We start from the raw sequence: 25,570 nt of genomic DNA, 5'->3' as shown, positions 1-25,570 counted from the left end.
AGGCAGAAATAGGGGTACAGCACGGTCGTCGTGCGCTGTCGACCCCTCTGTCCTTGGTACCTGAGAGATAGCGGCTGTGCGCCGCCTGCCCCTTCGGTGGACCGCTACCGCGGCCGCTCTCCAGAGTTGAACCGCCGCGCGTCGCGCCGCCGTCCCTTGACCGGTCCTTTTGCCTGAGAGTTTATGGGTGAGTGCCCCTTCGGCGGCAGCATGCTGCGCTCTCCCGATCAAGACTGCGGAGGATATGTCACCCTTTGCCGACTGTCAACCGCCCACCCCCAAACTCATAATTAGGGTCAGAGTCGAATTGTTTGACAACTTTCGACAATTGCCCATTAATTCGACTCTGACCCTATTTATTTTTGACCTTCGCGGCAATAAAAACGATGCGTTTAGAAAATTAAGTGCGGACCGGAATTAAAAGCTGATTTTGATAGCGCTAAATTAGCAAATAATAATGAGGGTCAGAGTCGAATTGTTTGACAACATTGAGGAATTGCCCATTAAATCGACTCTGACCCTCATTGTTATTTTGCGTAGAAGTGCTTTGAAGCATTGCTTCGCACTATTGGTGATCGATGATGGAGGCCATGCGGGGGGATTTGCTACACTTGATTCACTTATTTTGTAGGCGGAACAGACTATGAATCAAGAGAAAGTATCGCAGGAGAAAGAGGGGTGGTTTACGCTGTCAGGCGATGTCAACAGTGATATGGTTCACCGGATGTTCGAGGCGGTGGCAAACATGACGGAAGACGGCGTTGATACTGCTCACGTACTGCTGCAATCCAACGGCGGTTATGTCAGCGATGGGCTGTGCCTGTATAACTTCATGGCCAATTCGCCCGTTAAATTTGTCATGTACAACGCCGGGGCGGTGGCCTCGATCGCCGTTGTCGTGTATCTGGCCGGTTCGCGCCGCTACGCCAGCGAGACGGCGCGCTTCATGATCCACAAGTCGCATGCGACGGCGTCGCCCGGTTCGCGACCGGACGCGCTCAACATCATCGTCGAGGGCTTGCGCGCCGATGATGCACGCACCGAGAGGATCCTGCGCAAGGAGATCGAACTCACGCCCGAGCAATGGAGCGTGCATCAGTACGGCGACCTGCACATGACGGCGCGCGATGCCAAGCTGGCCAGGATGATTCATGAGGTGAAAGACTTTGCGCCGCCCAAGGGCGTCGTATTGCGCAATATCTGACCGCCGCCCGACGCTCCTGGCGGGCAGCATGACGCAGCGCCTCGCGTCGTTCTAGTCGCTCTGGCGCCCGGCGCCCGCGTGCTGCCCGGGTATGCCACCCTGGACGTCGGCAGCAGAGAGCGAGCCAGGCTCGTGCGATTCATTCACGCGGGTATCAGGTTGCTGGACCGGCGTGGGCTGGCGCTCCGATTGCACCGATGCATCGGGCGCTGAATCCGGTTGCTGATTCGACCGGGCATCGGACTGCCCGGCTGGGTTGTTCTCGCGACGCTGGCGTTCGGCGTCGATATGCTCCGCCTGCGCGCTGCCCCCATTGCCTGCACCCGGACCAGCGCTGTTTTTCTCGACCATGATGAATCCTTTCAATAGTGTCGACAGATCGTACTCCTGCCGCCGACATGGTGTTGTTCGTCTCCGCGACGTGCCACGCTGTGAAGCCCTGCGCCGGATGCCAATCCGACGGCGGCCTCTGCCTCTGTAGACATGCGCCTGCCTGGAAGGCTACTATCGACCCAGGCAAGCGCCGCGCAGGCGCAGCCTGCGCAGTGGTGCTCTGCCTCTGTCCCGCTGTGTTTGCTCATTGCTGACCGGCAAGAGTGTGGCAAAATAGAGGCTCGCCTTACTTCGCCAAATCGTCATGGCCACCCCATCCGTACCAACCCACGCCGCGCGCAATGCCGCCGCCCAGCAGGCAACGCTTGCCGAGCTGGTCGCCATCGCCTGCCGCCAGGCCGGGACGGACCTGGGCGACGTGGTCCGGCGCATCGTCTCGGTCCTGCTCGACCTCACGGCAGCCGGTCCCGATCCCCGCGCCGTCATGCGTCGGGTGAAATCCGGTAACCTCCTCAAGAGCAACGATTACGCCTTCGTCCACCTGGCCACGAGCGCGCTCGAAACGGCACTTGAAGCCGAAATCGCACTGCTGGCGCCCGGCGCCCCGACCGTGGAGGCACCCCCCGTGGCACTGAGCCTCGTGCCGCTCGAGCAGATCGACCAGCAGATGGCGCTGGACGCCGTCAGCCGCCCGTTCGACCTGCAATACTCGGAGCAGCTGGCCACCCTCGGCGTGCGCCTTGGATTGCTGCTCGGGCGCGACCTCGTGCGCGCGGCCCATAATCCGTTTCGACCTGCCGTATTTTTGGGCGCGCTGCACGCGGCGTGGTGCGAGTTCGAGCCCGACGCGGAAGCGCATGGCCTGCTCGCGCCATTGCTGCGCCCCGGTCTGATGATCGATCTCGGGCCACTCTACGACGCGCTGATCGAGGCGCTCAAGGCCGCGCGCAAGGGCAGGGACGATGACACGCGCTTTGCCAAGACCGATGACCGCGCTGCGCGCCGCGCCGAACGGGCACGGCGCGAAGCGTCGCTGTCGGATCAGTTACGCCAACTCTTCGACCCGGCGCTGGCCGTGCCGGAGATTCCGAATCTGCCGCAGGGCAGCGGTGGCTGGCGGCCAAGCACCGCCTCGGGTTTCGCGGTCGCGCCGCCGGAACGGGGGGCGGATGCGGCGCCGGCTGCAAGTACGCCAGCCACCCCGGGGCTGGTTGCCACGGACGCTGGCGCCCAACCTGCCTTCCACCCCGGCACACCGGGCCACGCCATGTCGATGCCCGCCCACGGATTCAGTCACAGCGTCAACAACGGCGGCGCGGGCGCAGCACCCATGCCCGGGGCCATGCCACTGATCGACCTGCTCGGCCGCCTCGGCGCCGGCGCTGCGATTCCCGGCCTGCCGGATCTGCCCCCGCTTGCCGGCAACGCCGGTGCCCCAGGGACCACCAGCTCGGGTCACGGCAGTAACAACAGCGTCCCCCACGGCGCCTTCTACCTCCCGCGCCTGCGCGCCAGCCTGCCACCGGGCGCACTCTCGCGCGGCGACGCCACCACGCTTGATCTGCTGGCGCGCGTGTTCGAAGGCGTGCTGCAGGACGACGGCGTCGCGCCCGAAACACGCGAGCTACTGGCGTTTCTGCAGGTGCCAGTGCTGAAAGCGGCGCTGCGCGACCGCAGCTTCTTTTTCGAGGAAGCGCATCCTGCGCGGCGCCTGCTCGACCTGCTCTCGCAAACGGGCTGGGAGCAGCCTGCCGACCAGCACGATCCGGTCTACCGCGTCATGCGTCGCAGCGTCGAGCGGGTGCGCGATGCCGAGCAGCCCGAATTCGAGGCCGCCGTGGCCGAACTCGAAGCCGGCCTGGCCGCGCGCGAGGCCGCCGAACAGGCGGCCATTGCCGGTCCGATCGCCAACGCCACGCGTCACGAAAAGCGGGTTGCCGCCGAGCGCTCGGCCCAGCGCGCCGTGGCCTTGCGCCTGGCCGGCGAGCAGCTCGTCCCTGCGGTGGCGGGCTTTCTCGAACAGCGCTGGAGCGCCGCGCTGGCGCTGGCCTATACGATCGAAGACACGCGCCCCGGCGCGATCGACAATGCCACGCGCACGATGGAAGACCTGATCTGGAGCGTCAAGCCCAAGGCCACGCAAGAGCAGCGCAAGGCCCTGATCGCGCGCCTGCCGGCGCTGCTGGCAAGCCTGAACAAATGGCTCGACGCCACGCGCTGGCAGGACGCCGAGCGGCTCCAGTTCTTTGCCGAGCTGGCTGAATGCCACGCGTCGATCGTGCGCGCGCCGATCGAGCTGGCGCCCGAACGCCAGCTCGAACTGGCGGTGGAAGCGGCGCAGCAGGATGCACTGCGCCGCGTGGCGCAGGAGCAGGCGCAGGCCGAGGACGAAGCGCACGCCAGCCAGGGGCCGGAAGCCGATACCCTGGCCGGCCTGGAACGCGGCATGCGCCTCGAACTGGCCGACGGCGACCGTGTGCGCAAGGTGCGCCTCGCCTGGGTCAGCCCGCTGCGCACGCTGTACATCTTTTCCGGCGCGGCGCGCCAGGAAGCGTTTTCGTTGCCGGCCGGGCGCCTGGCCGACCTGCTGCGCGCCGGCGCGATCCGGGTCGTGCTGGCCGAAGGGGTTGTCGGCCGCATCCTCGGCGCAGCCGTCGGCAGCGAGGCAGTCAACGATGCCGGCCCGCCAGCAGGCCATCACGCGGCCGAGTAGTCCCTGTCCTTCGCCCCCCCCTGCCATGGCCTTCGCTACCCCGGCGATGGTATGATGGACGCTTCTTCGCTATCTACCTGACCCACGCAACGTGCGCCTCTCATCCATCAAATTGTCGGGATTCAAATCGTTCGTCGATCCCACCAATTTTCAGGTGCCCGGCCAGCTGGTCGGCGTGGTCGGCCCGAATGGCTGCGGCAAGTCGAACATCATCGACGCCGTGCGCTGGGTGCTGGGCGAATCGAAGGCCTCCGAGCTGCGCGGCGAGTCGATGCAGGACGTGATCTTCAACGGTTCCACGCACCGCAAGCCCGCCGGGCGTTCGTCGGTCGAGCTGGTATTCGACAACAACGCCGGCAAGGCCGCCGGCCAGTGGGGCCAGTACGCCGAGATCGCCGTCAAGCGCACGCTCACGCGCGACGGCACCTCCACCTATTACATCAACGGCCAGCCGGTGCGCCGGCGCGACATCCAGGACATCTTCCTTGGCACGGGCCTGGGGCCGCGCGCCTACGCCATCATCGGCCAGGGCATGATTTCGCGGATCATCGAATCGCGCCCTGAAGAACTGCGCGTGTTCCTTGAAGAGGCGGCCGGCGTCTCCAAATACAAGGAACGCCGACGTGAAACCGAAAACCGCCTGTCCGACACACGCGAAAACCTGCTGCGGGTCGAGGACATCCTGCGCGAACTGAACGCCAACCTCGAGAAGCTCGAAGCCCAGGCGGCGGTCGCGCGGCGCTTCCAGCAGATGCAGTCCGACCAGGAAGAAAAGCAGAAGCTCCTTTGGCTGCTGCGCAAGAACGACGCCAACGCCGAGCAGGTCAGGTTCTTCCGCGAGATCGAAGACGCGCAGACCGGGCTCGAAGCCCAGACCGCGCAACTGCGCGGCGTGGAGCTCGACCTCGAACACCTGCGCCAGGCGCACTTCGCGGCGGGTGACCGCCTGCACACGGCGCAGGGTGCGCTCTACAGAGTGAACGCGGAGATCGGCAGCCTCGAAGCGCAGATCAAGTTCGTCGTCGAATCGCGCACGCGCCTGCAAAACCAGATCGCCACGCTGAGCGCCCAGCGCGACGGCTGGGCGACGCAGGCCGAAGAACACCGCGAAGGCCAGGAAGAAGCCGAGATGCAGCTCGAAGAACTGGCTGCGCGGGCCGAAGGCGCCCAGATCGCGCTTGAAGTGCATGGCGAGCGCCTGCCCGAACTCGAGGCGGCCTGGCGCGCCGGCCAGGATGCGGCCAATGCAGCGCGTGCGCGCATCATGGCGGTCCAGCAGCGCATCGAGCTGGCGGCGGCCCACGGACGCAACGCCGGCGGCATCCTGGCCAACCTGGTCGTGCGGCGCGAGCGCCTGCAGCAAGAGCGCAACACGCTGAACCTGCCCGACAGCGCCACGCTCGACAACCTGCGCCTGCAGCTCGAAGAAAAGCAGCTGGCGCTCGAAGAACAGACGCAGGCGCTGGAGGACGCCACGGCGCGCCAGGACACGGTCGAAGCCGAGCGCCGCCAGGCCAACGGCGACGTCCAGCGCGAGAGCGCCGCCAACACGCAACTGGAAGCGCGCCTGGCGGCGCTGCGCCAGATGCAGGACCGCGTGCAAACGAAGGGCAAGGTCCAGCCCTGGCTGCAGAAGCACGCGCTGGCCGACTTGCCGCGCCTGTGGCAACAGCTCGATGTGGAGTCGGGCTGGGAAACCGCGCTCGAAGCCGTGCTGCGCGAACGCGCCGGCGCGCTCGACGTGTCGAACCTCGACGCCACCAAGGCCTTTTTCAACGATCCGCCACCCGCGCGCCTGGCGCTGTACGCACCACAACCGGGTGCTGCGCGCGATGCGGCACCGGCCGGCCTGACGCCGTTTGCGAGCCTCCTGCGCATCAACGATGCTGGCGTGCGCGGTGTGCTCGACGATTGGCTGCACGGCGTGTATATCGCGCAGGATGCATCCGAAGCGTTCGATGCGCGCGCGCGCCTGCCGCAGGGCGCCAGCTTTGTCACGCGCCAGGGCCACGTGATCACCCGTTCGAGCGTGCGCTTCCATGCGCCCGACGCCGAGCAGGATGGCATGCTGGCGCGTCAGCACGAGATCGACAACACGGACAAGCAGGTGCGCGCGCAGGTGTTGCTGGCGAATGACGCGCGCGAGCGCGCTGCCCGCGCCGACGCCGCCGTTCTCGATCTGGCGCGGCGTGTGCAGGATGCGCGCGCCCGCGTCGCGACCCTGCAGCGCGAAGTACATGCGCTGCAGATCGAGGTGCTCAAGCAAAGCGAGATCGAAGCGCGCTTCAACCAGCGCAGTGGCCAGATCGCGGCCGACCTGACCGAGATCGCGGCGCAGGAAGCCGAACAGCGCCAGGCGCAGGCGGAAGCCGAGCAAACCTTTGAAGAACTGCAGATGCAGCTGGCCGAACTGCAGGACGCCAGCGAAGACGACCAGGCCGCGTTCCAGGACCAGGAGCAGGCGCTGGCCCGCGCGCGCGAACACCTGCGCGACCTGGAACGGGGCGCGCAGGAAGCGCAGTTCGCCGAGCGCGCCCAGCGCAGCCGCATCGACGAATTGCGCCGCACGATCGCCACCGCCGCGACGCAGGCCGAGCAGGTTGGCGCCAGCCTGGCGCAGGCGCGCCTGGAACTGGAAGCGCTCGAAAGCGGCAGCGCCCACGAAGGCCTGCAAGTGCTGCTGGACCAGCGTACGACGCAGGAAGCGGCGTTATCAAGCGCCCGCCATGAACTCGACCAGGTCGCGCAGCAGCTGCGCACGGCCGAAGAATCGCGCATGCAGACCGAGCGCAGCCTGCAGCCGCAGCGCGACCGCATCACCGAGCTGCAATTAAAAGAGCAGGCGGCGCGCCTGAACCAGGAGCAGTTCGCCGAAGCGCTGGCCGCTACCGGCGCCGACGAAGCCGAGTTGCAGGCCAAGCTTGTCCCCGAGCTGAAGCCGCAATACCTGCAGGGCGAAGTCACGCGCCTGACCAATGCCATCGCCGGCCTGGGCGCCGTCAACCTGGCGGCGGTGGACGAACTGGCACAGGCCAGCGAACGCAAACACTTCCTGGATTCGCAAAATGCCGACCTGAGTGAAGCCATCGCGACGCTGGAAGACGCGATCGGGCGCATCGACCGCGAAACGCGCGACCTGCTGCAGGACACGTTCGACCGTGTGAACGGCCATTTCTCGGAGCTGTTCCCGATCCTGTTCGGCGGCGGTAATGCGCGCCTGGTCATGACCGGCGACGAGATTCTCGACGCGGGCGTGCAGGTGATGGCGCAGCCGCCGGGTAAAAAGAACGCGACGATTCACCTGCTGTCGGGCGGCGAGAAAGCCCTGACCGCCACGGCGCTCGTGTTTTCGATGTTCCGCCTGAACCCGGCGCCATTCTGCCTGCTCGACGAAGTCGATGCGCCGCTGGATGACGCCAATACCGAGCGGTTCTGCCGCATGGTCAAGCGCATGTCGGAGCACACGCAGTTCCTGTTCATCTCGCACAACAAGATCGCGATGGAGATGGCCAGCCAGTTGATCGGCGTGACGATGCAGGAGCAGGGCGTCTCGCGCATCGTCGCGGTGGACATGGAAGCGGCCGCCGATCTCGTCGCCGCGTGAGCGTGCAGACTTCGCGTGCGGCCTTCGCATGCGGCCCGGCCCGTGTCAGAATGCTAATAAATGACATGTACGTGGGGGAGTTGGTATCATTGCATGCCTTCGCGTGGGGACTGCCCGCACACGTGGCATTTCGATTGAATTACCCAGTTCGCGGCAAGACCAGGACCGTGCGTCCGGCGCGACTTTCGCTATTGAGGCACAAGCAGCATGACTGATCTCCAAATGAGCCTGATCGCAGCCGGCGGCGTGTTCGTCGTCGGTGTCGTCACTTACAACAAATGGCAGGAATACAAAGCCAGGAAAAGCGTCGAGCGCGCGTTTGCATCGGACCACGATGACGTGTTGATGCGCACCGGCGAAGGCGCGCCGGCCGCCGAACGCAGCGAGCCGATGTTCGACCTGGGCGTGCCGCCAGCGACGCTGCCAGCCAACCCGCCAGCGGCCCCTGTCAGCGGCGCCGCCGCGCCCGTGAAGGACACCGAATTTACCTACACGCGCGTGAACGAGCCGACGCTCGATGCGGACGCGTTTACCGTCACCGACACCAAGCCCGAGCCGCAGCTCGATGCACCGGTCCTCACCGACACGCTGGCACCATCGGCCGAAGAAGCACCCGTCCCCGTTCCTGCAATGACGCCGACGCCTGCAGCCACGCCAGCCATGCCGGCTGCACCGGCTGCACCGGCTGCACCGGCTGCACCGGCTGCACACATCGCGCCGCCACCTTCCCGCGCGGCCGGCTCCACCGCCGCGCAGGACGCCGTCGCCGCATCGCTCCCGGGCACCCGTCCCGGCATGCCGCCAGCCGAACTTGCCGAATGCCTGGTCGACCCGCTGATCGACTGCATGATCCCACTGGCGCTCGAAGCGCCGGTCCGTGGCGACAAGATCCTGCCAACGCTGCATGGCCTGCGCCGCGTGGGCAACAAGCCAATCCACTACATCGGTTTTGCCGTCAGCGGCGAGTGGGAAGCGATTGTCCATGGTGGCGTGTACACCAAGCTGCAGGCGGGCGTCCAGATGGCCACGCGCACCACGGCGCTCAATGAACTCGAATACTCCGAACTCGTGACGCGCCTGCGTGCGGTGGGTGACGACATCGGCGCCGAGCCCCACGTGCCGGACATGATCGAAGTGATGAGCGAGGCACGCACGCTGCACCGCTTCGTCGCCGGCCACGACGCGCAACTGAGCGTCAACCTGGCCGCCAACGGCGCGCCATGGGCGATGTCGACACTGATCGGCGCGCTCGAGAACGCGGGCTTCGACGTGCGGCCCGACGGGCGCTTTGCGATGCCGGACCGCGACGGGGCCACCAACAGTGTGCTGTTTACGCTCTCGACCAATGTCACGCTGGGCGCCGACACCACGTCGCGCCTGACACTGTTGCTGGACGTGCCATGCGTGGCGCCGGCGCGTGACGCGTTCGGCCGCATGGTCGATACCGCGCGCGCACTCACGCAGCGCCTGGACGCGACCATCGTCGACGACGGCAACCAGCCGCTCGAAGCCGAAGTGCTCGACGAAATCAAGGGCCAGGTGGTCGAGTTCTACGCCGAGATGGAAGCCGCCGACATCGCCGCCGGCTCGACCCGGGCGCTGCGCCTGTTCTGCTGAGGATCGCCCCGTGACCGAGCAACTTGATGCCCCGGCCCGGATGGCCTGGCTGGTCGCGGAGCTGAACCGCGCCAGCTACAACTACCACGTGCTCGACGCCCCGACGATTCCGGACGCCGAGTACGATCGCCTGTACCACGAGCTGGCCGCGCTCGAGACGCTGCACCCCGAAGCGATCGCGCCCGATTCACCGACCCAGCGCGTGGGCGACGCCCCGATCCCCGAATTCAACCAGGTCACGCATGCGGTGCCGATGCTGTCACTGAATAACGGGTTCGCCGATGACGATATCGACAACTTCGATCGCCGCGTGCGCGAAGGGCTTGAAGCGCGCGATGTCGCCTACAACGCCGAACTGAAATTCGACGGCCTGGCCATCAGCCTGCGCTACGAAAACGGTCGCTTCGTGCAGGCCGCCACGCGTGGCGACGGTTACACGGGCGAAGACGTCACCGCGAATATCCGCACCGTGCGCGTGATCCCGATGCGCCTGCATGGCGACGCCGTGCCGGCCGTGCTCGAAGTGCGTGGTGAAGTGCTGATGTTCAAGCGCGACTTCGAGAGCCTCAACGAGCGCCAGCGCGCCGCCGGCCAGAAGGAATTCGCCAATCCGCGCAACGCTGCCGCCGGCAGTCTGCGCCAGTTAGATGCGCGCATCACCAGTGCACGCCGGCTGCGCTTTTTCGCGTATGGCGTCGGTGAGCTCGATGGTGCGCAGGCGGCGCTGCCCGAGTCACATTCGGCCATGCTAGACTGGCTCGATGCGCTCGGCCTGCCGGTGGCCAAGGAACGCCAGGTCGTCACGGGGCGCGATGGCTTGCTGGCGTTCTACCGCGACATTGGCGAGCGCCGCGCGGCGCTGCCGTACGAGATCGACGGCGTCGTCTACAAGGTCGACCGGCTGGACGACCAGCGTACGCTGGGCTTCGTCTCGCGCGCCCCGCGCTTCGCGCTGGCGCATAAATTCCCGGCCGAAGAAGCCTTGACCACGGTCCAGGCGATCGAGGTCCAGGTCGGCCGCACCGGCGCCATCACGCCGGTAGCGCGCCTGGTGCCCGTATCGGTCGGCGGCGTGACCGTCACCAACGCCACGCTGCACAACGAAGACGAAGTGCGGCGCAAGGACGTGCGGGTTGGCGACACGGTCATCGTGCGACGTGCCGGCGACGTCATTCCCGAAGTGCTGGGCGTGGTGCTCGAACGCCGCTTGACGCCGGAACCGCCGGTCTACACCCTGCCGGCAACCTGCCCGGTGTGCGGCTCGCACGTCGTGCGCGAAGAAGGCGAGATCGTCGCGCGCTGCTCCGGTGGCTTGAGCTGCGCTGCGCAGCGCAAGGAAGCGATCCGCCACTTCGCCGGCCGGCGCATGATGGATATCGAAGGCCTGGGTGACCGCTATATCGACAGCCTGGTCGAAGCCGACCTGGTTGCCGGCGTGGCCGACCTGTACAAGCTGACGCAGGACGACCTGCTCAAGATGAAGCGCCTGGCCGACGAGGCCGACGACGGGGCGCCGGAGACTGTCAGGCAGGGCAAGGTGCCCACCAAGTGGGCCGACAATCTGCTCGCGGCGATTGCCGCCAGCAAGGCGCCGCCGCTCGAACGCCTGCTGTTCGCGCTGGGCATCCGCCACGTGGGCGAATCCACCGCCAAGACGCTGGCCGAGTATCTTGGCAGCCTGGCGCTGGTGCGCCGCGCCCCGGCTGCGCTGCTGCGCGTGCTGCCCGATATCGGCGGCACGGTGGCGCAGTCGATCGCCGACTTCTTCGCTGAAGAAAAAAACCAGATTGCGCTGGACGCCTTGCTGGCGGCCGGCGTGGCGCCCAAGGGCGAGCATCCGCCCAAGGCGCAGTTGCGCGAGCTGCTCGACGAGATCAAGCTGCTGGCCGCGCTGGACATTCCGAAACTGACCGAGCCGCGCGCGCGCCAGATCATCGCTGCAGGCCAGTCGCTCGATGCCATCGCTGCGCGCACCGACTTCGGCATCTTCGGCTTGCCAGCCACGGTGGCGAGCGCGCTCGAAGGATGGCTGCTTGAGGCGGCCAACCGCGACCTGCTGACGGCGCTGGCGGCCATGCGGCGCGAACTGCTGGACGCGGTGCCCGAAGCTGCGCCGACGCTTGACGGCCCATTGACCGGCAAAACGTTCGTGTTGACAGGTACGCTGCCGACGATGAGCCGCGACGCAGCCGGCGCGCTGATCGAAGCGGCCGGTGGCAAGATCGCCGGCTCGGTATCGAAGAAGACCTCGTACGTGGTGGCCGGCGCCGAGGCGGGCAGCAAGCTGGCCAAGGCCGAAGCGCTGGGCGTTGCAATCCTGGACGAAGCGGCGCTGCTGGCGCTGCTCGAACAATCATCCCAACCTGACTGAATACGATGACCCTGATCCGCAAAGCCGTATTTCCTGTCGCCGGTCTTGGCAGCCGCTTCCTGCCCGCGACCAAGGCTCAGCCGAAGGAAATGCTGCCGATCGTCGACAAGCCGCTGATCCAGTATGCGGTCGAAGAGGCGGTTGCCGCCGGCATCACGGAGCTGATCTTCATCACAGGCCGCAACAAGCGCGCGATCGAGGACCATTTCGACACCGCCTACGAGCTCGAAGCCGAGCTGGAAGCGGCCGGCAAGCAGAAGCTGCTCGAGACGGTGCGCAATGTCATTCCGAAGAACGTCAACTGCATCTACATCCGCCAGTCGTCGCCTCTGGGGCTCGGTCACGCCGTGCTGTGCGCGCGCCCGGTGGTGGGCAATGATCCGTTCGCCGTCCTGCTGGCCGATGACTTCATGGACACGGCCGCCGGCCACAAGCCGGTGCTGGCGCAGATGACCGACATCTACACGTATGAACGCAGCAGTATCCTGGCGGTGCAGGACGTGCCGCGCGAGCAGACGCGCCAGTACGGCATCGTCAGTGCCACGCCGTACCGCCAGGGTCTGGAGCTGGTGTCGGACATCATCGAAAAACCACAGCCGGCCGATGCACCATCGACGCTGGCCGTCGTGGGCCGCTACGTGCTGTCGCCATCGATCTTCGGCTATCTCGAGACGATCGGCAAGGGCGCCGGCGGCGAAATCCAGCTCACCGACGGCATCGCCGCGCTGATGCAGGCCGAGCGCGTGCTGGCCTATCGCTACGCCGGTCAGCGCTACGACTGCGGCTCCAAACTCGGCTACCTGCAGGCGATGACGGCCATGGGCCTGAAACACCCTGAGACGGCCGAAGGCTTTCGCGCGTCACTGACTGCGCTGCTGGCCGGGGAGAGGGCGCAATGACCGTACGAACCATCCTGCGCATGGGCGACCTACGGCTGCTGCGCGTGGCCCCGCCGGTCACGCACTTTGATACTCGCGAGCTGCACACGCTGGTGGCGGACATGTTCGAGACCATGCATGCGGCCAAAGGCGTCGGCCTGGCCGCGCCGCAGATCGGCATTGACCTGCAGCTGGTGGTCTTCGGTTTCGCCAGCAACCAGCGCTATCCGGACGCGCCACCGGTGCCCGAGACCGTGTTGATCAACCCCGTGCTCACGCCGATCGGCGAGGCGATGGAAGAGGGCTTTGAGGGCTGCCTGTCGATACCCGGCCTGCGCGGCAGCGTGCCCCGCTACGCGCGCCTGCATTACGAGGGGTTCGACCAGTTCGGCAAGCGCATTGCCGTCGACGCCGAAGGATTCCATGCGCGCGTGGTGCAGCATGAAGTGGATCACCTGCTGGGCATCCTGTACCCGTCGCGTATCCGCGACTTCAACCGCTTCGGTTTCACCGATGTGATGTTCCCCGACCTTGACCAGAAAGCGAACACTTGATGCGCACCCTTTATTTGCTGGCGCTGTTGGGCGCGACCCCGCTGGCGCATGGCGCCGACTTCTTCACGAAGATCGATCCCGCGCCAACGAGCGAACTGTGGATCGACACGGGCTTTTACACGGCCCACTTCGACGGCGACAAGGACCTGAACAATAACAACAAGGGCCTGGCGCTCGAGTACCGCTTCAACGGCACGCTGGCCGCCACCGGCGGGCGCTTCTACAACAGCGACCGCGCGTGGTCGAACTACGCGGGCGTGATCTGGCAACCGTATGCGGTGGGGCCGGTGCGCTTGGGCCTGGCACTGGCGGCGTTCGACGGCTACCCGAAAACGCGTAACGGCGGCTGGTTCCCGGGCGTGATTCCCACGCTGACCTACGAGTACCAGCGCGTGGGCGTAAACGTCGGGATCATCCCGAACTACAAAGACCGCCTGTACGGCGGGATTTCGTTCCAGCTAAAATTCAAGCTGTTCCAGCGTTAAATCCCAAAAGCCGGGGTCAGGTCTGACATTCGGACACGATCTCGACAGTCAGATAGCTGGAACTAGATGGCATGGGGCGATGCGAATACCAGGTAAGACACTAATCGAAGTGGCTAAAGCCGAGGCCGTGTCTGAATGTCAGACCTGACCCCGGCTGTGCCGAAGTGATTAAGGCCGAGGCCGTGTCCGAATGTCAGACCTGACCCCGGCTTTGCGGCTTTCCCTGCCACGCGTTTGACACCGAAGCGGTCAGCTTTCCTTCGGATATGGACTCGGTCCGCCATCGGCGATGAAGGCGTCGATGCGCTGCTGCAGTACCGGTAGCGGTACTGATCCCATGTTCAGTACGGTGTCGTGGAAGTTACGGATATCGAACTTCGGTCCCAGCGCCTTTTCGGCCCGCGCGCGTGCTTCCTGAATCGCCATCTGGCCCAGGTAGTACGACAGCGCCTGGCCCGGCCACGAGATGTAGCGATCGACTTCAGTCTCGACTTCGTGCTTCGACAACGCCGTGTTCTCCATCAGGTAAGCCTGCGCCTGTTCGCGCGTCCAGCCCTTGGCATGCACGCCCGTGTCGACGACGAGGCGCGATGCGCGCCAGGCCTGGTAGCTGAGCATCCCGAAGACTTCATACGGCGTCTCGTAGATCCCCATTTCGGCGCCCAGGCGCTCGGTGTACAGTGCCCAGCCTTCGCCGTAGGCTGAGATGTACGCACGCCGGAACGGCGGCACACCTTTCTGTTCCTGCGCCAGCGGAATCTGGAAGGCGTGGCCGGGCGCCGATTCGTGCAGCGTCAAGGCCGGCAGGCTGTACAGCGGGCGCGCCGGCAGGTTATACGTGTTCACCCAATACATGCCCGGGCCGCCGCGGCCCGCCGTCCAGAACGGCGCCTGGTCGTCCGGCACCGGCACGATCGCAAAGCGCCGGCGCGGCAGGTGGCCGAAATACTGGTCGGCCTTGGCGTCGAAGCGCTTGGCCGTCCACGCCGCGCTCTTGAGCAGTTCGACCGGTGTCTTGGCGTAGAACTGCGGATCGGTGCGCAAAAATTGCAGGAAGGCCTGCAGGTCGCCCTTGAAGCCGACCTGCTGCATGATGGCGTGCATCTCGGCGCGGATCTTGGCCATCTCGGCCAGGCCGATCGCATGGATCTGGTCGGCCGTCAGGTTGGTCGTCGTGAATTCGACGATCTTCGACTGGTAGTAATCCTTCCCGCCCGGCATGTCCTGGGCAGCCAGCGTGGTGCGCGCCTTCGGCACGTATTCGTCGCGGAAGAAGGCGAGGGTCTTGGCGTGCGCCGGCTGCACCTTGTCGGCGATGATCGCCACGGCCTGGCGGCGCAGCGCTTCCTGCTCGGCCGCGGGCATGGTCGACGGCATCTCTTTGAACGGGCCGTAGAACACGGTGTCCTGCGGCGTTTTGGCCCCGGTCACCGACAGCAGCGTGCTTTCGCGGCCGGCCAGGGTGACCTTCGGCGGCGTGAAGCCGCGCGCCAGGCCAGCGCGCATGTTGCCGATCTCTTCGTCGAAGTAGGCCGGGATACCTTCGAGCTGGTCCAGGTAATTGCGGTAGGCCTGCGTGGTGGTGAGCGGGCGGCGCGCGCCGTAGGTGACGCCGGTCCAGAATGCGCTGTCGGCATTGACCGGTTGTTCGAACTCGCGGTACACCTGCGCGTCGTGAAGCGAGGCGATCTGCGCGCGGTACACGGCGAAGTTGATGCGCTCGGCCGGCGACAGGCTGGCGGGCTTGATTGCATCGAGCTGTTTCAGGATGCCGGCCCAATACACACGGCGCGCTTCCTGCGCCGGCGCGTCGACCCGGGCAAAGCCGCGGCTGGCGTCCGGGGCGTCGTCATCGCGCTCGAGTTTTTCGGCAACGCGCCATTGCCATTCCCTGGTGTAGATGGCCTTGAAGCGCGCATCGGCTGGCGTCGCTTTGGCTGACTTGCTTGCCGCCGGCGCCGGCGTTGCAGCTGTGACGACTGGCCCCATCGCCAACCCCATTACCACGAAGGCCGTCGAGATGACGGCGCTCAGCTTCTTCTTTTCCATTGAATCCCAATCCATGAAGGTGCGTGACGGTCGTGCGCATATGCGCCCGGCGCCAGCCATCTTAGCGGGGAATGCCGCGAATGCCTATTGCATGCGAGCCTCGTCATGGCTGCGTATTGACGTGCTGCGGGTCGTGCGTCACTGCATTTTGTCCCTATGATTTGCACGGGCTTTCAAAAGAAACCGCGAAAAGCCACGATATAATGTTGCCAACCTATCGCCGGACACAACACGACGCGGGCGCACGATAAATTCGCACCGCAGCGTGCATGGACCATTCATGATGACAACGGCCGCAATTGTTTTCCGATCTACACATGATCACGAGTAAGGGCGATCCCGGGCGCTCCGAAGAACACCTTTTACTCATTCAGTCATGGCGGCGCCTCGCTGACCAACTTGGCCCACTCATCGGCGACAGTGGTTTCTGCGCGCTGTATGGCCGGGCCCTTCGGCTCGTCGGTCCCGACTACACGTGGCTGGCCACAACAGCGCCGTGCAAGACCCGCGCCGCCCAGATCGACGCGCTGGACGACATGCTCGCCAGCGTTGCACCCGACCTCGCACACGTGGCCCACGCGGCCCTGCTCCAGACGTTTACCGACCTGCTGGCGTCGCTGATCGGGCACGCACTTGCGCGGCGCCTGCTCGATGCCGCGGCGGTTGACGGAGAAGAGAAGAAAGTACAGGAGCACAAGTAATGAGCGATAAAGTATCACTTGGGAAATTGAGCACTGGAGTGCAAGGGCTCGATGTCCTGCTGGGAGGCGGGCTGAGCGAGTTTTCGTTCAACCTGATCGCCGGGCCACCGGGTTCGGGCAAGACCACGCTCGCGCACCAGATCATGTTCTCGATCGCGACGACCGAGCGGCGCGCCCTGTTCTTTACCGTATTGGGTGAGCCACCACTGAAGATGCTGCGCTACCAGCAGCAGTACAGTTTCTTCGACATGCAGAAAGTCGGCACTGCGGTGCGCTACGTGAACCTGGCCGAGGACCTGCGCGCGGGCGACTTCAGCACCGTGCTGGCGCGCATGATGAAAGAGGTCGAAGACTTCGCACCGAGCCTCGTGTTCGTCGATTCGTTCCGCTCGGTGGCGCAGACGGCGCGCAGCGGCAACGAGGGCGTGGCCGACCTGCAGCACTTCATTCAGGATCTCGGCACGCGCATGACGAGCTGGCAGGCCACCACGTTCCTGATCGGCGAGTACGCCAACAGCGATGCCGAGGCCAGCCCGATCATGACGGTGGCGGACGGCATGATCTCGCTGACGCCCGTGCATGACGACAATTCGGTGGTGCGCAAGATGCGCGTGGTGAAGATGCGCGGCCAGGCCCACATGAACGGCTCGCATACTTTCCGCATCACCAGCGACGGCATCCGCGTGTATCCGCGCATGCTGCCGCCGCTCGCGCAGGATCATCATGAAGGCGCGCCGGCCGACCGCGAGCCCCGGCGCATCCCCACCGGCACACCCGACCTCGATGTTCTGCTGCATGGCGGCCTGCCGCAGGGGCATTCGCTGCTGGTGACCGGTCCCAGCGGCTGCGGCAAGACCATCCTGGCCACGCGTTTCCTGCAAGAGGGCGCGGGGCGGGGTGAAAAGGGCGTGGCCCTGTCGTTCGAAAAAGGCACGTCGCGCCTGCGCAATGCCGAACTGGCCGCGATGGTGGCCGCAGGCGACGTGGTGGTGCTGGAAAGCCGCATGATCGACCTGACGGTCGACGAGGTGCTCGAGGCGCTGAACGAAGCGATCGACCGTACCGGTGCACGCCGGGTGGTGGTCGATTCGCTGTCAGAGCTGTCGCTGTACCTGGCCCCGGAAGGGCGCAACCAGTTGCGCTCCACCGTGTTCCAGATGCTCACGTCACTGGCCAAGCGCAACGTCACGGTGCTGGTGACGATGGGGATGGACGACGACTTCACGCACCTGCGCTTCAGCCAGTCCGAAATCGCCTACCTGACCGATGCGGTCGTCCTCATGCGCTTTGGCGAGAGCGCGGGCCAGCTGCGCCGGTTCGTCTCGGTGGTCAAGGTGCGCGGCAGCAGCCACAGTCACGACCTGCGCGAATTCCATATCGACGACGTCGGTATCCGCATTGATCCGATCAGCTCTGCGCACGAGGGTGTGCTGCACGGCCTGCCGACCTCACGCGGCGCGGCTTGAATGATGTCCATGCCGGCGCTTCCTGGTAACGAGTCAGTCACGTCCGACGGCCGCCTCGCGCAGCTTGAGCGCGAGAACGCCCGGCTGCGGCGCGAACTCGACGCCAGCACCACGCTGGCCGTGAGCCTGCGCGAAGCCAACGAGCATCTGGTTCTGGCCGCGGTCGACGCGCAAACATCGCGCGACGATGCGGAAGACACCAACCGGCGCCAAAACGAATTCCTGGCCATGCTGGCGCACGAACTGCGCAACCCGCTGGTGCCGATCAGCGTGTCGGCCGGCCTGCTCGAGCGCGGGCCGGTCGCGTCATTGCCGCTGGCGCGCCTCACGGCCGTGATCCAGCGCCAGGTCGAACACATGGCGCACCTGCTGGACGACTTGCTCGATGCCGCGCGCCTGAGCAGCGGCAAGATCACGCTGACGATCGAGCCGCTGCGCCTGGCCGAATTGCTCGAACACGCCGCCGAGACGATCATGCCGCGCGTGCGCGAGCGCGGCCAGAGCCTGACAATCACCCACGACGAGCGCGATCCCGTCGTCGACGGCGATCGCGTGCGCCTGACCCAGGTCTTTACCAATCTGCTCAGCAATGCCTCGAAGTACACGCAGGATGGCGGCCAGGTCACCGTCAGCGTGCGTTGCGACGACGGCATCGCGGTCACGATCGCCGACAACGGCGCCGGCATGTCGGGCGAGACGATCGGGCGTGCGTTCGAACTGTTCACGCAGGGACCGCGCACCCTGGCGCGCTCCGAGGGCGGACTAGGCGTGGGCCTGAACGTCGTGCGCAACCTGGTGAGCATGCATGGCGGCAGCGTGACTGCCCGCAGCGACGGCCCGGGGCAGGGCAGCACCTTCACCGTGCAGCTGCCGCATTCGTCGGCCGGCGCGCCGCACGTGCCCACCGCTGCACCGGCGCATACGGCCAGCGCCGCGCGCCGCATCCTGGTCGTCGAAGACAATGGCGACGCCGCCGACGTGCTGCGCATGCTGCTCGAGTTCGAGGGCCACCAGGTCGAGATCGCGGCCGACGGCCATGCCGGCCTGGCGCTCGCGCTCGAAGGCTGCTTCGACACCATCGTTTGCGACATTGGCCTGCCCGGCATCGATGGCCTGGAGCTGATGATGCGCCTGCGCGCCGCGCAGCCGGTCCCGCGGCCGTTGACGGTGGCCTTGTCAGGCTATGGCCAGCCGAGCGACCGCGCGCGGGCGCTGGCCGCCGGGTTCGATCGGTACCTCGTCAAACCGGTGGCGTCGGCTGCACTGGTCGAGGCGCTGGCCGGCGGGTCGGCCGCCTCAGCGTAACGAGCGTTCCCCTCCCTGCCTGACAAGACAATCCACGTCGCGCTGCCGCACGCTTGACATGTACAACGATCGTTGTACACTTGGGCCATGGACAAGAAAACTGATATCGCGGCATCCGCAGCGCAGCTGTTTGCGCGCGAAGGCTTGCGTGGCATTGGTGTCGATCACATCGGCGCCACCGTCGGCGCATCCACCCGCACGCTGTACAAGCACTTCGGTTCGCGTGACGGGTTGGTCATGGCGGCGCTCGAATCGCGGCATGCGGCGTTCATGGCGCTCCTGCAGCACGACGATGCAGAGATCGGCACTGTCGAATCGCTGTTCGATACCCTCGAACGATGGTCGAACGAGTTCGGTGCTTCGGGTTGTTTGCTGCTGCGGGCAGGCAATGAGTACCGGGGCGCCAACGATGACATCGTGACCCTGGTGCGCGGGCAAAAAGCCGCGTTTTTCAAGGAGATTGCAAGGCGCGTCAAGCACGCGCTGGGGCATGACGATCCGCTGCTATCTTCGCAGATCTGGATTCTGTTCGAAGGCGCCACGGCCATCGCCAGTCTGGACAACACGGCGGTCATCGGCGCTGCCAGGGCTGCCGCCGCCTCCCTGATGGCCCATGCAGGCAAGCACAGTGAAGCATAACGTCAACCTGTTGGCGGCGGCTTTCGCGCTCACTGCCGTCTCGTACGGACTCGCGCGCTTTGCCTTCGGCCTGCTGCTGCCGCAGATACGCACTGAACTCTCCCTCGATATCGGCACCACGAGCTGGATCGGCAGCAGCGCGTTTGTCGCGTATTGCATTGGTGTGTGCATCACCTTCGCGTTGAACCGTACGTGCCCGCCACGGGCGCTTGCCTTTGCCGCGGGACTGGCGTCGACCGTCGGCATGGTCATCATCACGCTGTCCACCACCGGGGTAGTCCTGGGGCTGGGTGTTGCACTGGCCGGCCTGAGTACCGGCCTGACTTCGCCACCACTGGCAACGGCGGTGTCATTGCAGTTTGACGATACTCACCGGCCGAAGGCCAATGCCATCATCAATGCCGGCACCGCAGCGGGCATCGTATTGTCAGGCCTCGCGAGCCTGCTCGCATTCGGTGGCTGGCGCGAACTCTATATCCTGTTTTCTGTCATCAGCGGCGCAGTAGCGGCGTGGGTGTTGTACGCCGTGCCAACGGGGCACGAACGCACCGCGAGCGAGCCGATGTCACTCGCCATCTCATTCGTCATCTTCAAGCGCCCCGGCATGCCGGCGCTCTGCACGGGCAGCTTTTTGATGGGCTTGTCTAGCACCGCGATCTGGACATTCGGCGGCAGCCTGCTACGCGATGAATTCAACTTCACGCAAACCGATATCGCCTGGATCTGGGTAACGCTTGGTCTGGCTGGCGTCGCCGGCGCGATGACGGGCGTCTTCGTGCAGCGGTTCGGCCTTGCGCGGGTGTATCGGGTTTCCCTGGCCGGGATGGCGGTGGGGATGATTGGTCTGTCCTTCACATCGGTCTCGGTCGCATTCGCCTTTATCAGCGTGGCGCTGTTCGGGGCGTCGTATATCACGTCGTCCGGCGCGTTTCTGATCCAGGGTATCCGGCTGCTTCCGGATCGCCCCGATCTGGGACTCGGTATGCCATTCTTGATTCTTGCAGCAGGGCAGAGCGCAGGATCGCCATTGTTTGGCGCATTGTTGACCCATTGGGGCGTGGGCATTGCGTTGGCTGTCTTTGCGGGGGCGGCTTTGCTGTCGGCTTGTATGCGTCCACGGCACTCTGCGGACAAGGCATTTGTTGCGCCTTGACGTTCATTCCCAAACCCGGTGTGTGCCAGTTCTGCGCTTTGTTCGCGCCGGGAGGCTATTCCAGCGAAACTCCCAGTTGCCTGATCAGCCCGTCGCGGTCCTGATCCAGCGCTACCAACACGGTCTCGTTCTCGAACAGGAAACGATAGCGTGCCTGTTTGCCGTTTCCTTCGCTGCTGCGTGCCAGCACGTCGACGTTGCGTAATGGGCCGTAATCACGGAACTCGGTGGCAATCTGCGTGACCCATCGCTGATTGAATCGGCCGCGTTCGCTTTCGGACAGGCCTGCGGGAATCTGCCCTGCAGCCAGCTCGCCAATCACCTTGCGCGCGCCGGCGGTGTCGGCAGGCGCGCGGTCTGCAATGGCCGGCGGGCGCGGATCAGCCAGTGCGGGCACGTAGTGCGCGGCGATCATGTCCGCGATCTTGCCCTGGCGTGCAGCAGCCGAATTGGCCAGTACTACCACCGTAAGGCGGTCATCGGGGTAGCGCGCGAGGGCAGCCTTGAAGCCTTGCCAGGCGCCGCCATGCTGGACAACACGGTGGCCCTGCTGGCTGCCCACGTACCAACCCAAGCCATAGGGAGCACTGCTGCCATCGTTCAGGCGCGCCGGCGTCCAGCTGGCGGCCTTGGCATGGGCATCGAGAACGGCATCGCCGTCGAGCGCCATGCTCCAGCGCGCCAGGTCGCGGGCGCTCAGCTGGATCGTGCCGTCGGCAGTGCGGTTCTGGCTGGGAGCCACCCAGCGCTGATTCTGCAGCTTGCCGTCGATCCGCTCGTAGCCCGCGGCGCGGCCCGGTATGATGTCCGATTCGCTGATCACGCGCGCTGTCGTCATGCCGAGCGGCGCAAAGATGCGTTCCCTGAGCTGGTCGCCGAAATATTGACCGCCAACCCGGTTGCAAATGAAGCCGAGCAGGTGGTAGCCCGCATTGCTATAGGCGAAGCGCTCTCCGGGGGCAGATAACAGGGGCAGGGACGCCTCCAGTGCGATCAGTTCATCGTCGCTGTAATCCTTGCGCAGGTCGATTTTCGTGTAGGGGTCGCCGAGGCCGGACGTGTGCGTGAGCAGGTGGCGGATCGTGATGGCTTTCCAGGCGGTCGGCGTGTTGTCCAGGTAGCGCGAGATCGGGTCGTCGAGTGTCAGCTTGCCGTCTTTCTCGAGCAGCAGCACCAATGCAGCCGTGAACGTCTTACCGGTCGAAGCGGACTGGAAAACGGTGTCCGGCGTGACCGGCACACGGTGCTCTACGTTGGCCAAGCCATAGCCCCGTTCACGCACGATCTTGCCGTCCTTGACCACGACCACCGCCAGACCCGGTAACTGACGGGCCAGCATCATGCGTTCAATGGCGGCGTCGAGGGCGTCGGCATGGACTGTGCCAGCCGAGAACGCGGCTAGCAGGACAACTGAAATCGGTATGCGCATTGTGCATTCGCCTCTCTGAGTGGAAACAGCTGGCACTACAAGCGGCATGGAATGACGCCAATGGGCCGCCTTTTGTAGATGGCATAATACGGGATGCACGTGCGGGACTGCAGACCTTATCAGCGATGGCCTCGAGTAATTGCCACGCTTGGCGGCAACTAATGGCCGCAACTAATGGCCGCGACAGCAGCTGTTGCAGTCGTTTGTTTATATGCCGGCGAGGTCAGCGCACTTCGGGCTATTTTGCTGTTCAGGCTAATTGGCAGCATGAATGTTCGATAGAGGCTGCGTCAGTTCGATCAGATTGCCCCATGGATCACTGAAAAACGCGAACCGCAGCGCGAGGCCGGGCGCGTCCCGCGGTTCGCTGACAATCCTCACATCACGACGTCGCAGTTCACTGATGGCGGCATCGACATTCTCGACGCGCAGGCACAGATGGTGCCATCCGGCGATCGCATGGGTGTCGATCAGCTGGTTGTACTCAGGACGCGGTGCGCAGCCAGGACCGGCAATCAACTCGATGCGAAAGCTGTCGTCAGAAGAAGGTGCGAGAAAAGCCAGTGTCTTTTCACCCAGTGCCATCGTGCGGATCAAGCGGAAGTCGAGCGTGCCGGTGTACCAGGCGGCAGCGGCCTCAAAGTCCGGCACGCGCAGTCCGACATGGTCGCCTCGCCATGAGGTGAACGGGCTGGTTGGCGTCGTCGACACGACATCGTTGGATGCTGGCATGGGATTCTTTCAAAAGGGTCGCAAACACATCAGCCAGACGAACGGCACTATTGTGCGTTCTCTCCAGCGATCACCGGGCGCCTGGATACGCCGCCTGTCGAGCGGTCGTATCCGGCGCAAACCAGTGTAGAAGAGGCCAGCCAGTTTGATAAGACGGCGGTTTCAGAATAGACTGATCGCCATGAAGAACAATCGCGAGCCATCCCTGGACGATCTTTCCGTGTTTCTTGCGGTGTGCGATGCGAAGGGATTCCGGGCCGCCGCGAAACGGCTGGGACTGGCGCCGTCGAATGTCAGCGACACCATCACGCGTCTGGAAAAGCAGCTTGGCCTGCCCCTCCTGACACGAAACACGCGCAGCGTGACGCCAACCGAAGCAGGGCGCGAGCTGGAAGCCCGCCTGAGCCCCTTGTTGTCGCAGACGCGCGCTGCCCTGCAAGAAATCAGCACCGCGTCCACGTCAGTGACCGGATTACTGAAACTGAATGTGGCCGGTTCGGTCATGGTCGACATCTTGCCGCCGTTGATCGATCGCTTTCTGGCCACGCACCCTGCAGTGCGCGTCGAACTGGTCGTGGACGACCGGCTGACCGATACGATTGCGCAGGGTTGTGCTGCCGGCATCCGCTATCCCGAACATCTTGCGAAGGACATGATCGCGGTGCCCATCGGCCCGCGCTACCAGGAGCTGGCGCTGGCCGCGGCGCCATCGTATCTGCGCGCGCATGGCTACCCTGCGCATCCCCGCGACGTCATGGCGCATCAGTGCGTGCGTCTGCGCTTTGCCAGTGGCGCGCTCACTGCCTGGGACTTCGAGCGCGATGGTGAAAAAATCACCGTCGATCCGGCGAGCCGGTTGATCATCGGCGTCGATGCAGCCGCTGCCGGTATCGAACTGGCGCGCGCCGGGCATGGATTGATCTGCACTTTCAGAAACTGGCTCGATCCATATTTCGGGAACGGCAGTCTGGAGCCTGTCTTGCCAACGTGGTGGCAACGCTTCGAGGGCCCCAAGCTGTATTTTCCGAGCCGGCGCATGCCGGCGCCGCTGCGTGCCTTCATCGACCTGGTCGCAGAGTCGCCCGCGGCCGAGGGTTGACGGTGCCGGGCCTTCAGCGCCCCAGCTGCCGCGCCAGCCGCGCCACGGCTTCCTCGATCCGCTCATACTTGGTCGCATACGAAAAACGCACATGCTGCCCAGGCGCCGCCACACCGAAGTCGTCCCCCGGTACGATCGCCACGTGCGCGTCATTGAGCAGCGCCATGCTCAGCGCCGCACTGTCGCCGCGCAGCGGATGATCGAGCGCGGTGATGTCGGCGTACACGTAGAACGCGCCGTCGGGCATCACCGGCACCCCGAACCCGAGATCACGCAATGCCGGCACCAGATAGTCGCGGCGGCGCTGGAATTCCTGGCGGCGTGCTTCGAAAATCGCCAGCGCTTCGGGCCGGAAGCAGGCCAGCGCCGCATGCTGGGCGATCGTCGGCGCGCAGATGAACAGGTTCTGCGCCAGCTTCTCGAACACCGGCACCAGGCTGTCGGGCACCACGAGCCAGCCCAGGCGCCAGCCGGTCATGTTGAAGTATTTCGAGAAGCTGTTCACCGTGATCACATCCGGATCCAGCGCCAGCGCGCTGACCGGCACGTGGTCGTACGACAGTCCCTGGTAGATCTCGTCGACGATGGCAAAGCCGCCATGTGTGCGCACGGCGGCCAGCATGTCGCGCAGCTGCGCCGGGGTCATCGACGTGCCCGTGGGGTTGGAGGGCGAGGCCACCAGCACGCCGCGCGTGCGCGCCGTCCAGCGCTCGTGCACATGGCGTGCGCCGAGCTGGTAACGGTCCTCGAACGAGGCCGGCACCAGGATCGGCGTGCCGCCGAAGCTGGTCACGAAATGGCGGTTGCACGGGTACGACGGGTCGGGCATCAGGACCTCGTCGCCCTGCCCGACCAGTGCGGCGCAGGCCAGCAGCAGGCCGGCCGAGGCGCCGGCGGTGATGACGATACGGCGCGGATCGATGTCCAGGCCCTGCGTCGCGGCGTAGTGGCCAGAAATGGCAGCGCGCAGCTCGGGCAGGCCAAGCGACTCGGTGTATTGGGTGATGCCGCCGCGGATTGCGGCGACGGCCGCATCGGCGACGATGTCGGGCGCCGTGAAATCGGGCTCGCCGACGCTCATGCTGATGATGTCGTGGCCCGCGCGCCGCAGCAGCGCGGCGGCCTTGACCATCTCCATGACGCGAAACGGTTCGATGGCGTGCACGCGCTGTGCGACCTGCAGGTTAGTGTCGAGGGAATTGGAAGACATGATGGCCGGATCGAAAAAGAAGCAATCC

Annotated in this window: 19 protein-coding genes and 2 riboswitches; of the genes, 14 read left to right on the top strand and 5 right to left on the bottom strand. The window is 65.3% G+C overall.

The features are described 5' to 3' along the window. Window positions 1–37: 37 nt before the first annotated feature. Window positions 38–134: riboswitch (glycine riboswitch) on the bottom strand. A 17-nt stretch (window positions 135–151) separates the two neighbouring features. Then, window positions 152–236: riboswitch (glycine riboswitch) on the bottom strand. A gap of 407 nt (window positions 237–643) precedes the next feature. Further along, entirely contained in the window at window positions 644–1,204 is a 561-nt protein-coding gene (locus AC56LH_RS09735; protein WP_499645755.1) for an ATP-dependent Clp protease proteolytic subunit, read from the top strand. A gap of 51 nt (window positions 1,205–1,255) precedes the next feature. Here AC56LH_RS09735 and AC56LH_RS09730 read toward each other — a convergent pair whose 3' ends face one another. Beyond that, window positions 1,256–1,555: a hypothetical protein gene (locus tag AC56LH_RS09730; RefSeq protein WP_499645754.1), complete on the bottom strand. Its 300-nt coding sequence runs from the start codon at window positions 1,553–1,555 to the stop codon at window positions 1,256–1,258. A gap of 286 nt (window positions 1,556–1,841) precedes the next feature. Here AC56LH_RS09730 and AC56LH_RS09725 point away from each other — a divergent pair, with 286 nt between their 5' ends. From AC56LH_RS09725 to AC56LH_RS09695, 7 genes are all read left to right on the top strand, one after another. Then, window positions 1,842–4,250, top strand: a complete 2,409-nt coding sequence (locus AC56LH_RS09725; protein WP_499645753.1) for a DUF1631 family protein — start codon at window positions 1,842–1,844, stop codon at window positions 4,248–4,250. A 91-nt stretch (window positions 4,251–4,341) separates the two neighbouring features. After that, on the top strand, window positions 4,342–7,854 hold the full coding sequence (gene smc, locus AC56LH_RS09720; RefSeq protein WP_499645752.1) for a chromosome segregation protein SMC: 3,513 nt from the start codon (window positions 4,342–4,344) through the stop codon (window positions 7,852–7,854). A 207-nt stretch (window positions 7,855–8,061) separates the two neighbouring features. Next, window positions 8,062–9,471, top strand: coding sequence for a cell division protein ZipA C-terminal FtsZ-binding domain-containing protein (locus tag AC56LH_RS09715; protein WP_499645751.1), 1,410 nt, complete (start codon window positions 8,062–8,064; stop codon window positions 9,469–9,471). Window positions 9,472–9,511: 40 nt separating this feature from the next. Then, on the top strand, window positions 9,512–11,842 hold the full coding sequence (ligA, locus tag AC56LH_RS09710) for an NAD-dependent DNA ligase LigA (protein ID WP_499648440.1): 2,331 nt from the start codon (window positions 9,512–9,514) through the stop codon (window positions 11,840–11,842). 5 nt (window positions 11,843–11,847) lie between these two features. Then, a complete protein-coding gene (galU, locus tag AC56LH_RS09705) occupies window positions 11,848–12,741 on the top strand; it encodes a UTP--glucose-1-phosphate uridylyltransferase GalU (protein ID WP_499645750.1) in 894 nt (297 codons plus the stop codon). Further along, window positions 12,738–13,274 carry a peptide deformylase gene (gene def, locus AC56LH_RS09700; protein WP_499645749.1) on the top strand — a complete coding sequence of 179 codons (537 nt, stop codon included), beginning with the start codon at window positions 12,738–12,740 and terminating at the stop codon, window positions 13,272–13,274. The genes galU and def overlap by 4 nt, the downstream gene beginning before the upstream one ends. Further along, on the top strand, window positions 13,274–13,759 hold the full coding sequence (locus tag AC56LH_RS09695) for a hypothetical protein (RefSeq protein WP_499645748.1): 486 nt from the start codon (window positions 13,274–13,276) through the stop codon (window positions 13,757–13,759). The genes def and AC56LH_RS09695 overlap by 1 nt, the downstream gene beginning before the upstream one ends. Window positions 13,760–14,008: 249 nt before the next feature. Here the strand turns inward: AC56LH_RS09695 and AC56LH_RS09690 are convergent, their stop codons facing one another. After that, window positions 14,009–15,823 carry a DUF885 domain-containing protein gene (locus tag AC56LH_RS09690; protein WP_499645747.1) on the bottom strand — a complete coding sequence of 605 codons (1,815 nt, stop codon included), beginning with the start codon at window positions 15,821–15,823 and terminating at the stop codon, window positions 14,009–14,011. Window positions 15,824–16,125: 302 nt separating this feature from the next. Between AC56LH_RS09690 and AC56LH_RS09685 the strand changes: the two genes are divergently transcribed. From AC56LH_RS09685 to AC56LH_RS09665, 5 genes are all read left to right on the top strand, one after another. Continuing rightward, entirely contained in the window at window positions 16,126–16,509 is a 384-nt protein-coding gene (locus tag AC56LH_RS09685) for a hypothetical protein (protein ID WP_499645746.1), read from the top strand. Beyond that, the gene (locus AC56LH_RS09680; RefSeq protein WP_499645745.1) at window positions 16,509–17,975 is read left to right on the top strand and encodes an ATPase domain-containing protein; all 1,467 of its coding nucleotides are present in this window, start codon (window positions 16,509–16,511) and stop codon (window positions 17,973–17,975) included. Before AC56LH_RS09685 ends, AC56LH_RS09680 begins: the two co-directional genes overlap by 1 nt. Window positions 17,976–17,984: 9 nt before the next feature. Then, window positions 17,985–19,280, top strand: coding sequence for a hybrid sensor histidine kinase/response regulator (locus AC56LH_RS09675; protein ID WP_499645744.1), 1,296 nt, complete (start codon window positions 17,985–17,987; stop codon window positions 19,278–19,280). 87 nt (window positions 19,281–19,367) lie between these two features. Beyond that, window positions 19,368–19,919, top strand: a complete 552-nt coding sequence (locus AC56LH_RS09670) for a TetR/AcrR family transcriptional regulator (protein ID WP_499645743.1) — start codon at window positions 19,368–19,370, stop codon at window positions 19,917–19,919. Continuing rightward, the gene (locus AC56LH_RS09665; RefSeq protein WP_499645742.1) at window positions 19,909–21,072 is read left to right on the top strand and encodes an MFS transporter; all 1,164 of its coding nucleotides are present in this window, start codon (window positions 19,909–19,911) and stop codon (window positions 21,070–21,072) included. Before AC56LH_RS09670 ends, AC56LH_RS09665 begins: the two co-directional genes overlap by 11 nt. A gap of 55 nt (window positions 21,073–21,127) precedes the next feature. Here the strand turns inward: AC56LH_RS09665 and AC56LH_RS09660 are convergent, their stop codons facing one another. Both AC56LH_RS09660 and AC56LH_RS09655 read right to left on the bottom strand, forming a co-directional pair. Beyond that, entirely contained in the window at window positions 21,128–22,501 is a 1,374-nt protein-coding gene (locus tag AC56LH_RS09660; protein WP_499645741.1) for a serine hydrolase domain-containing protein, read from the bottom strand. A 255-nt stretch (window positions 22,502–22,756) separates the two neighbouring features. Then, a complete protein-coding gene (locus AC56LH_RS09655) occupies window positions 22,757–23,233 on the bottom strand; it encodes a VOC family protein (protein ID WP_499645740.1) in 477 nt (158 codons plus the stop codon). 181 nt (window positions 23,234–23,414) lie between these two features. On the opposite strand from AC56LH_RS09655, the gene AC56LH_RS09650 reads away from it, so the two are divergent. Beyond that, window positions 23,415–24,332 (top strand): LysR family transcriptional regulator, encoded by a 918-nt coding sequence (locus AC56LH_RS09650; protein ID WP_499645739.1) that lies wholly within the window; start codon window positions 23,415–23,417, stop codon window positions 24,330–24,332. A gap of 13 nt (window positions 24,333–24,345) precedes the next feature. Here the strand turns inward: AC56LH_RS09650 and AC56LH_RS09645 are convergent, their stop codons facing one another. Beyond that, complete coding sequence (locus AC56LH_RS09645) at window positions 24,346–25,542, bottom strand: pyridoxal phosphate-dependent aminotransferase (RefSeq protein WP_499645738.1); 1,197 nt, start codon at window positions 25,540–25,542, stop codon at window positions 24,346–24,348. Window positions 25,543–25,570 lie beyond the last annotated feature (28 nt).

It is taken from the genome of Telluria sp. LT1R51-2 (assembly GCF_059685775.1).
Note: the sequence above shows the minus strand (reverse complement) of the source record. Positions and strands in the feature narration are given on the sequence as shown.

What these genes read in the sequence shown, in the direction of transcription:
- AC56LH_RS09735 (WP_499645755.1), top strand. Translation starts at nt 644, where the DNA reads ATGAATCAAGAGAAAGTATCGCAGGAGAAAGAGGGGTGGTTTACGCTG.
- AC56LH_RS09730 (WP_499645754.1), bottom strand. Translation starts at nt 1,555, where the DNA reads ATGGTCGAGAAAAACAGCGCTGGTCCGGGTGCAGGCAATGGGGGCAGC.
- AC56LH_RS09725 (WP_499645753.1), top strand. Translation starts at nt 1,842, where the DNA reads ATGGCCACCCCATCCGTACCAACCCACGCCGCGCGCAATGCCGCCGCC.
- AC56LH_RS09715 (WP_499645751.1), top strand. Translation starts at nt 8,062, where the DNA reads ATGACTGATCTCCAAATGAGCCTGATCGCAGCCGGCGGCGTGTTCGTC.
- ligA (WP_499648440.1), top strand. Translation starts at nt 9,512, where the DNA reads ATGGCCTGGCTGGTCGCGGAGCTGAACCGCGCCAGCTACAACTACCAC.
- galU (WP_499645750.1), top strand. Translation starts at nt 11,848, where the DNA reads ATGACCCTGATCCGCAAAGCCGTATTTCCTGTCGCCGGTCTTGGCAGC.
- def (WP_499645749.1), top strand. Translation starts at nt 12,738, where the DNA reads ATGACCGTACGAACCATCCTGCGCATGGGCGACCTACGGCTGCTGCGC.
- AC56LH_RS09695 (WP_499645748.1), top strand. Translation starts at nt 13,274, where the DNA reads ATGCGCACCCTTTATTTGCTGGCGCTGTTGGGCGCGACCCCGCTGGCG.
- AC56LH_RS09690 (WP_499645747.1), bottom strand. Translation starts at nt 15,823, where the DNA reads ATGGATTGGGATTCAATGGAAAAGAAGAAGCTGAGCGCCGTCATCTCG.
- AC56LH_RS09685 (WP_499645746.1), top strand. Translation starts at nt 16,126, where the DNA reads ATGATCACGAGTAAGGGCGATCCCGGGCGCTCCGAAGAACACCTTTTA.
- AC56LH_RS09680 (WP_499645745.1), top strand. Translation starts at nt 16,509, where the DNA reads ATGAGCGATAAAGTATCACTTGGGAAATTGAGCACTGGAGTGCAAGGG.
- AC56LH_RS09675 (WP_499645744.1), top strand. Translation starts at nt 17,985, where the DNA reads ATGCCGGCGCTTCCTGGTAACGAGTCAGTCACGTCCGACGGCCGCCTC.
- AC56LH_RS09670 (WP_499645743.1), top strand. Translation starts at nt 19,368, where the DNA reads ATGGACAAGAAAACTGATATCGCGGCATCCGCAGCGCAGCTGTTTGCG.
- AC56LH_RS09660 (WP_499645741.1), bottom strand. Translation starts at nt 22,501, where the DNA reads ATGCGCATACCGATTTCAGTTGTCCTGCTAGCCGCGTTCTCGGCTGGC.
- AC56LH_RS09655 (WP_499645740.1), bottom strand. Translation starts at nt 23,233, where the DNA reads ATGCCAGCATCCAACGATGTCGTGTCGACGACGCCAACCAGCCCGTTC.
- AC56LH_RS09650 (WP_499645739.1), top strand. Translation starts at nt 23,415, where the DNA reads ATGAAGAACAATCGCGAGCCATCCCTGGACGATCTTTCCGTGTTTCTT.
- AC56LH_RS09645 (WP_499645738.1), bottom strand. Translation starts at nt 25,542, where the DNA reads ATGTCTTCCAATTCCCTCGACACTAACCTGCAGGTCGCACAGCGCGTG.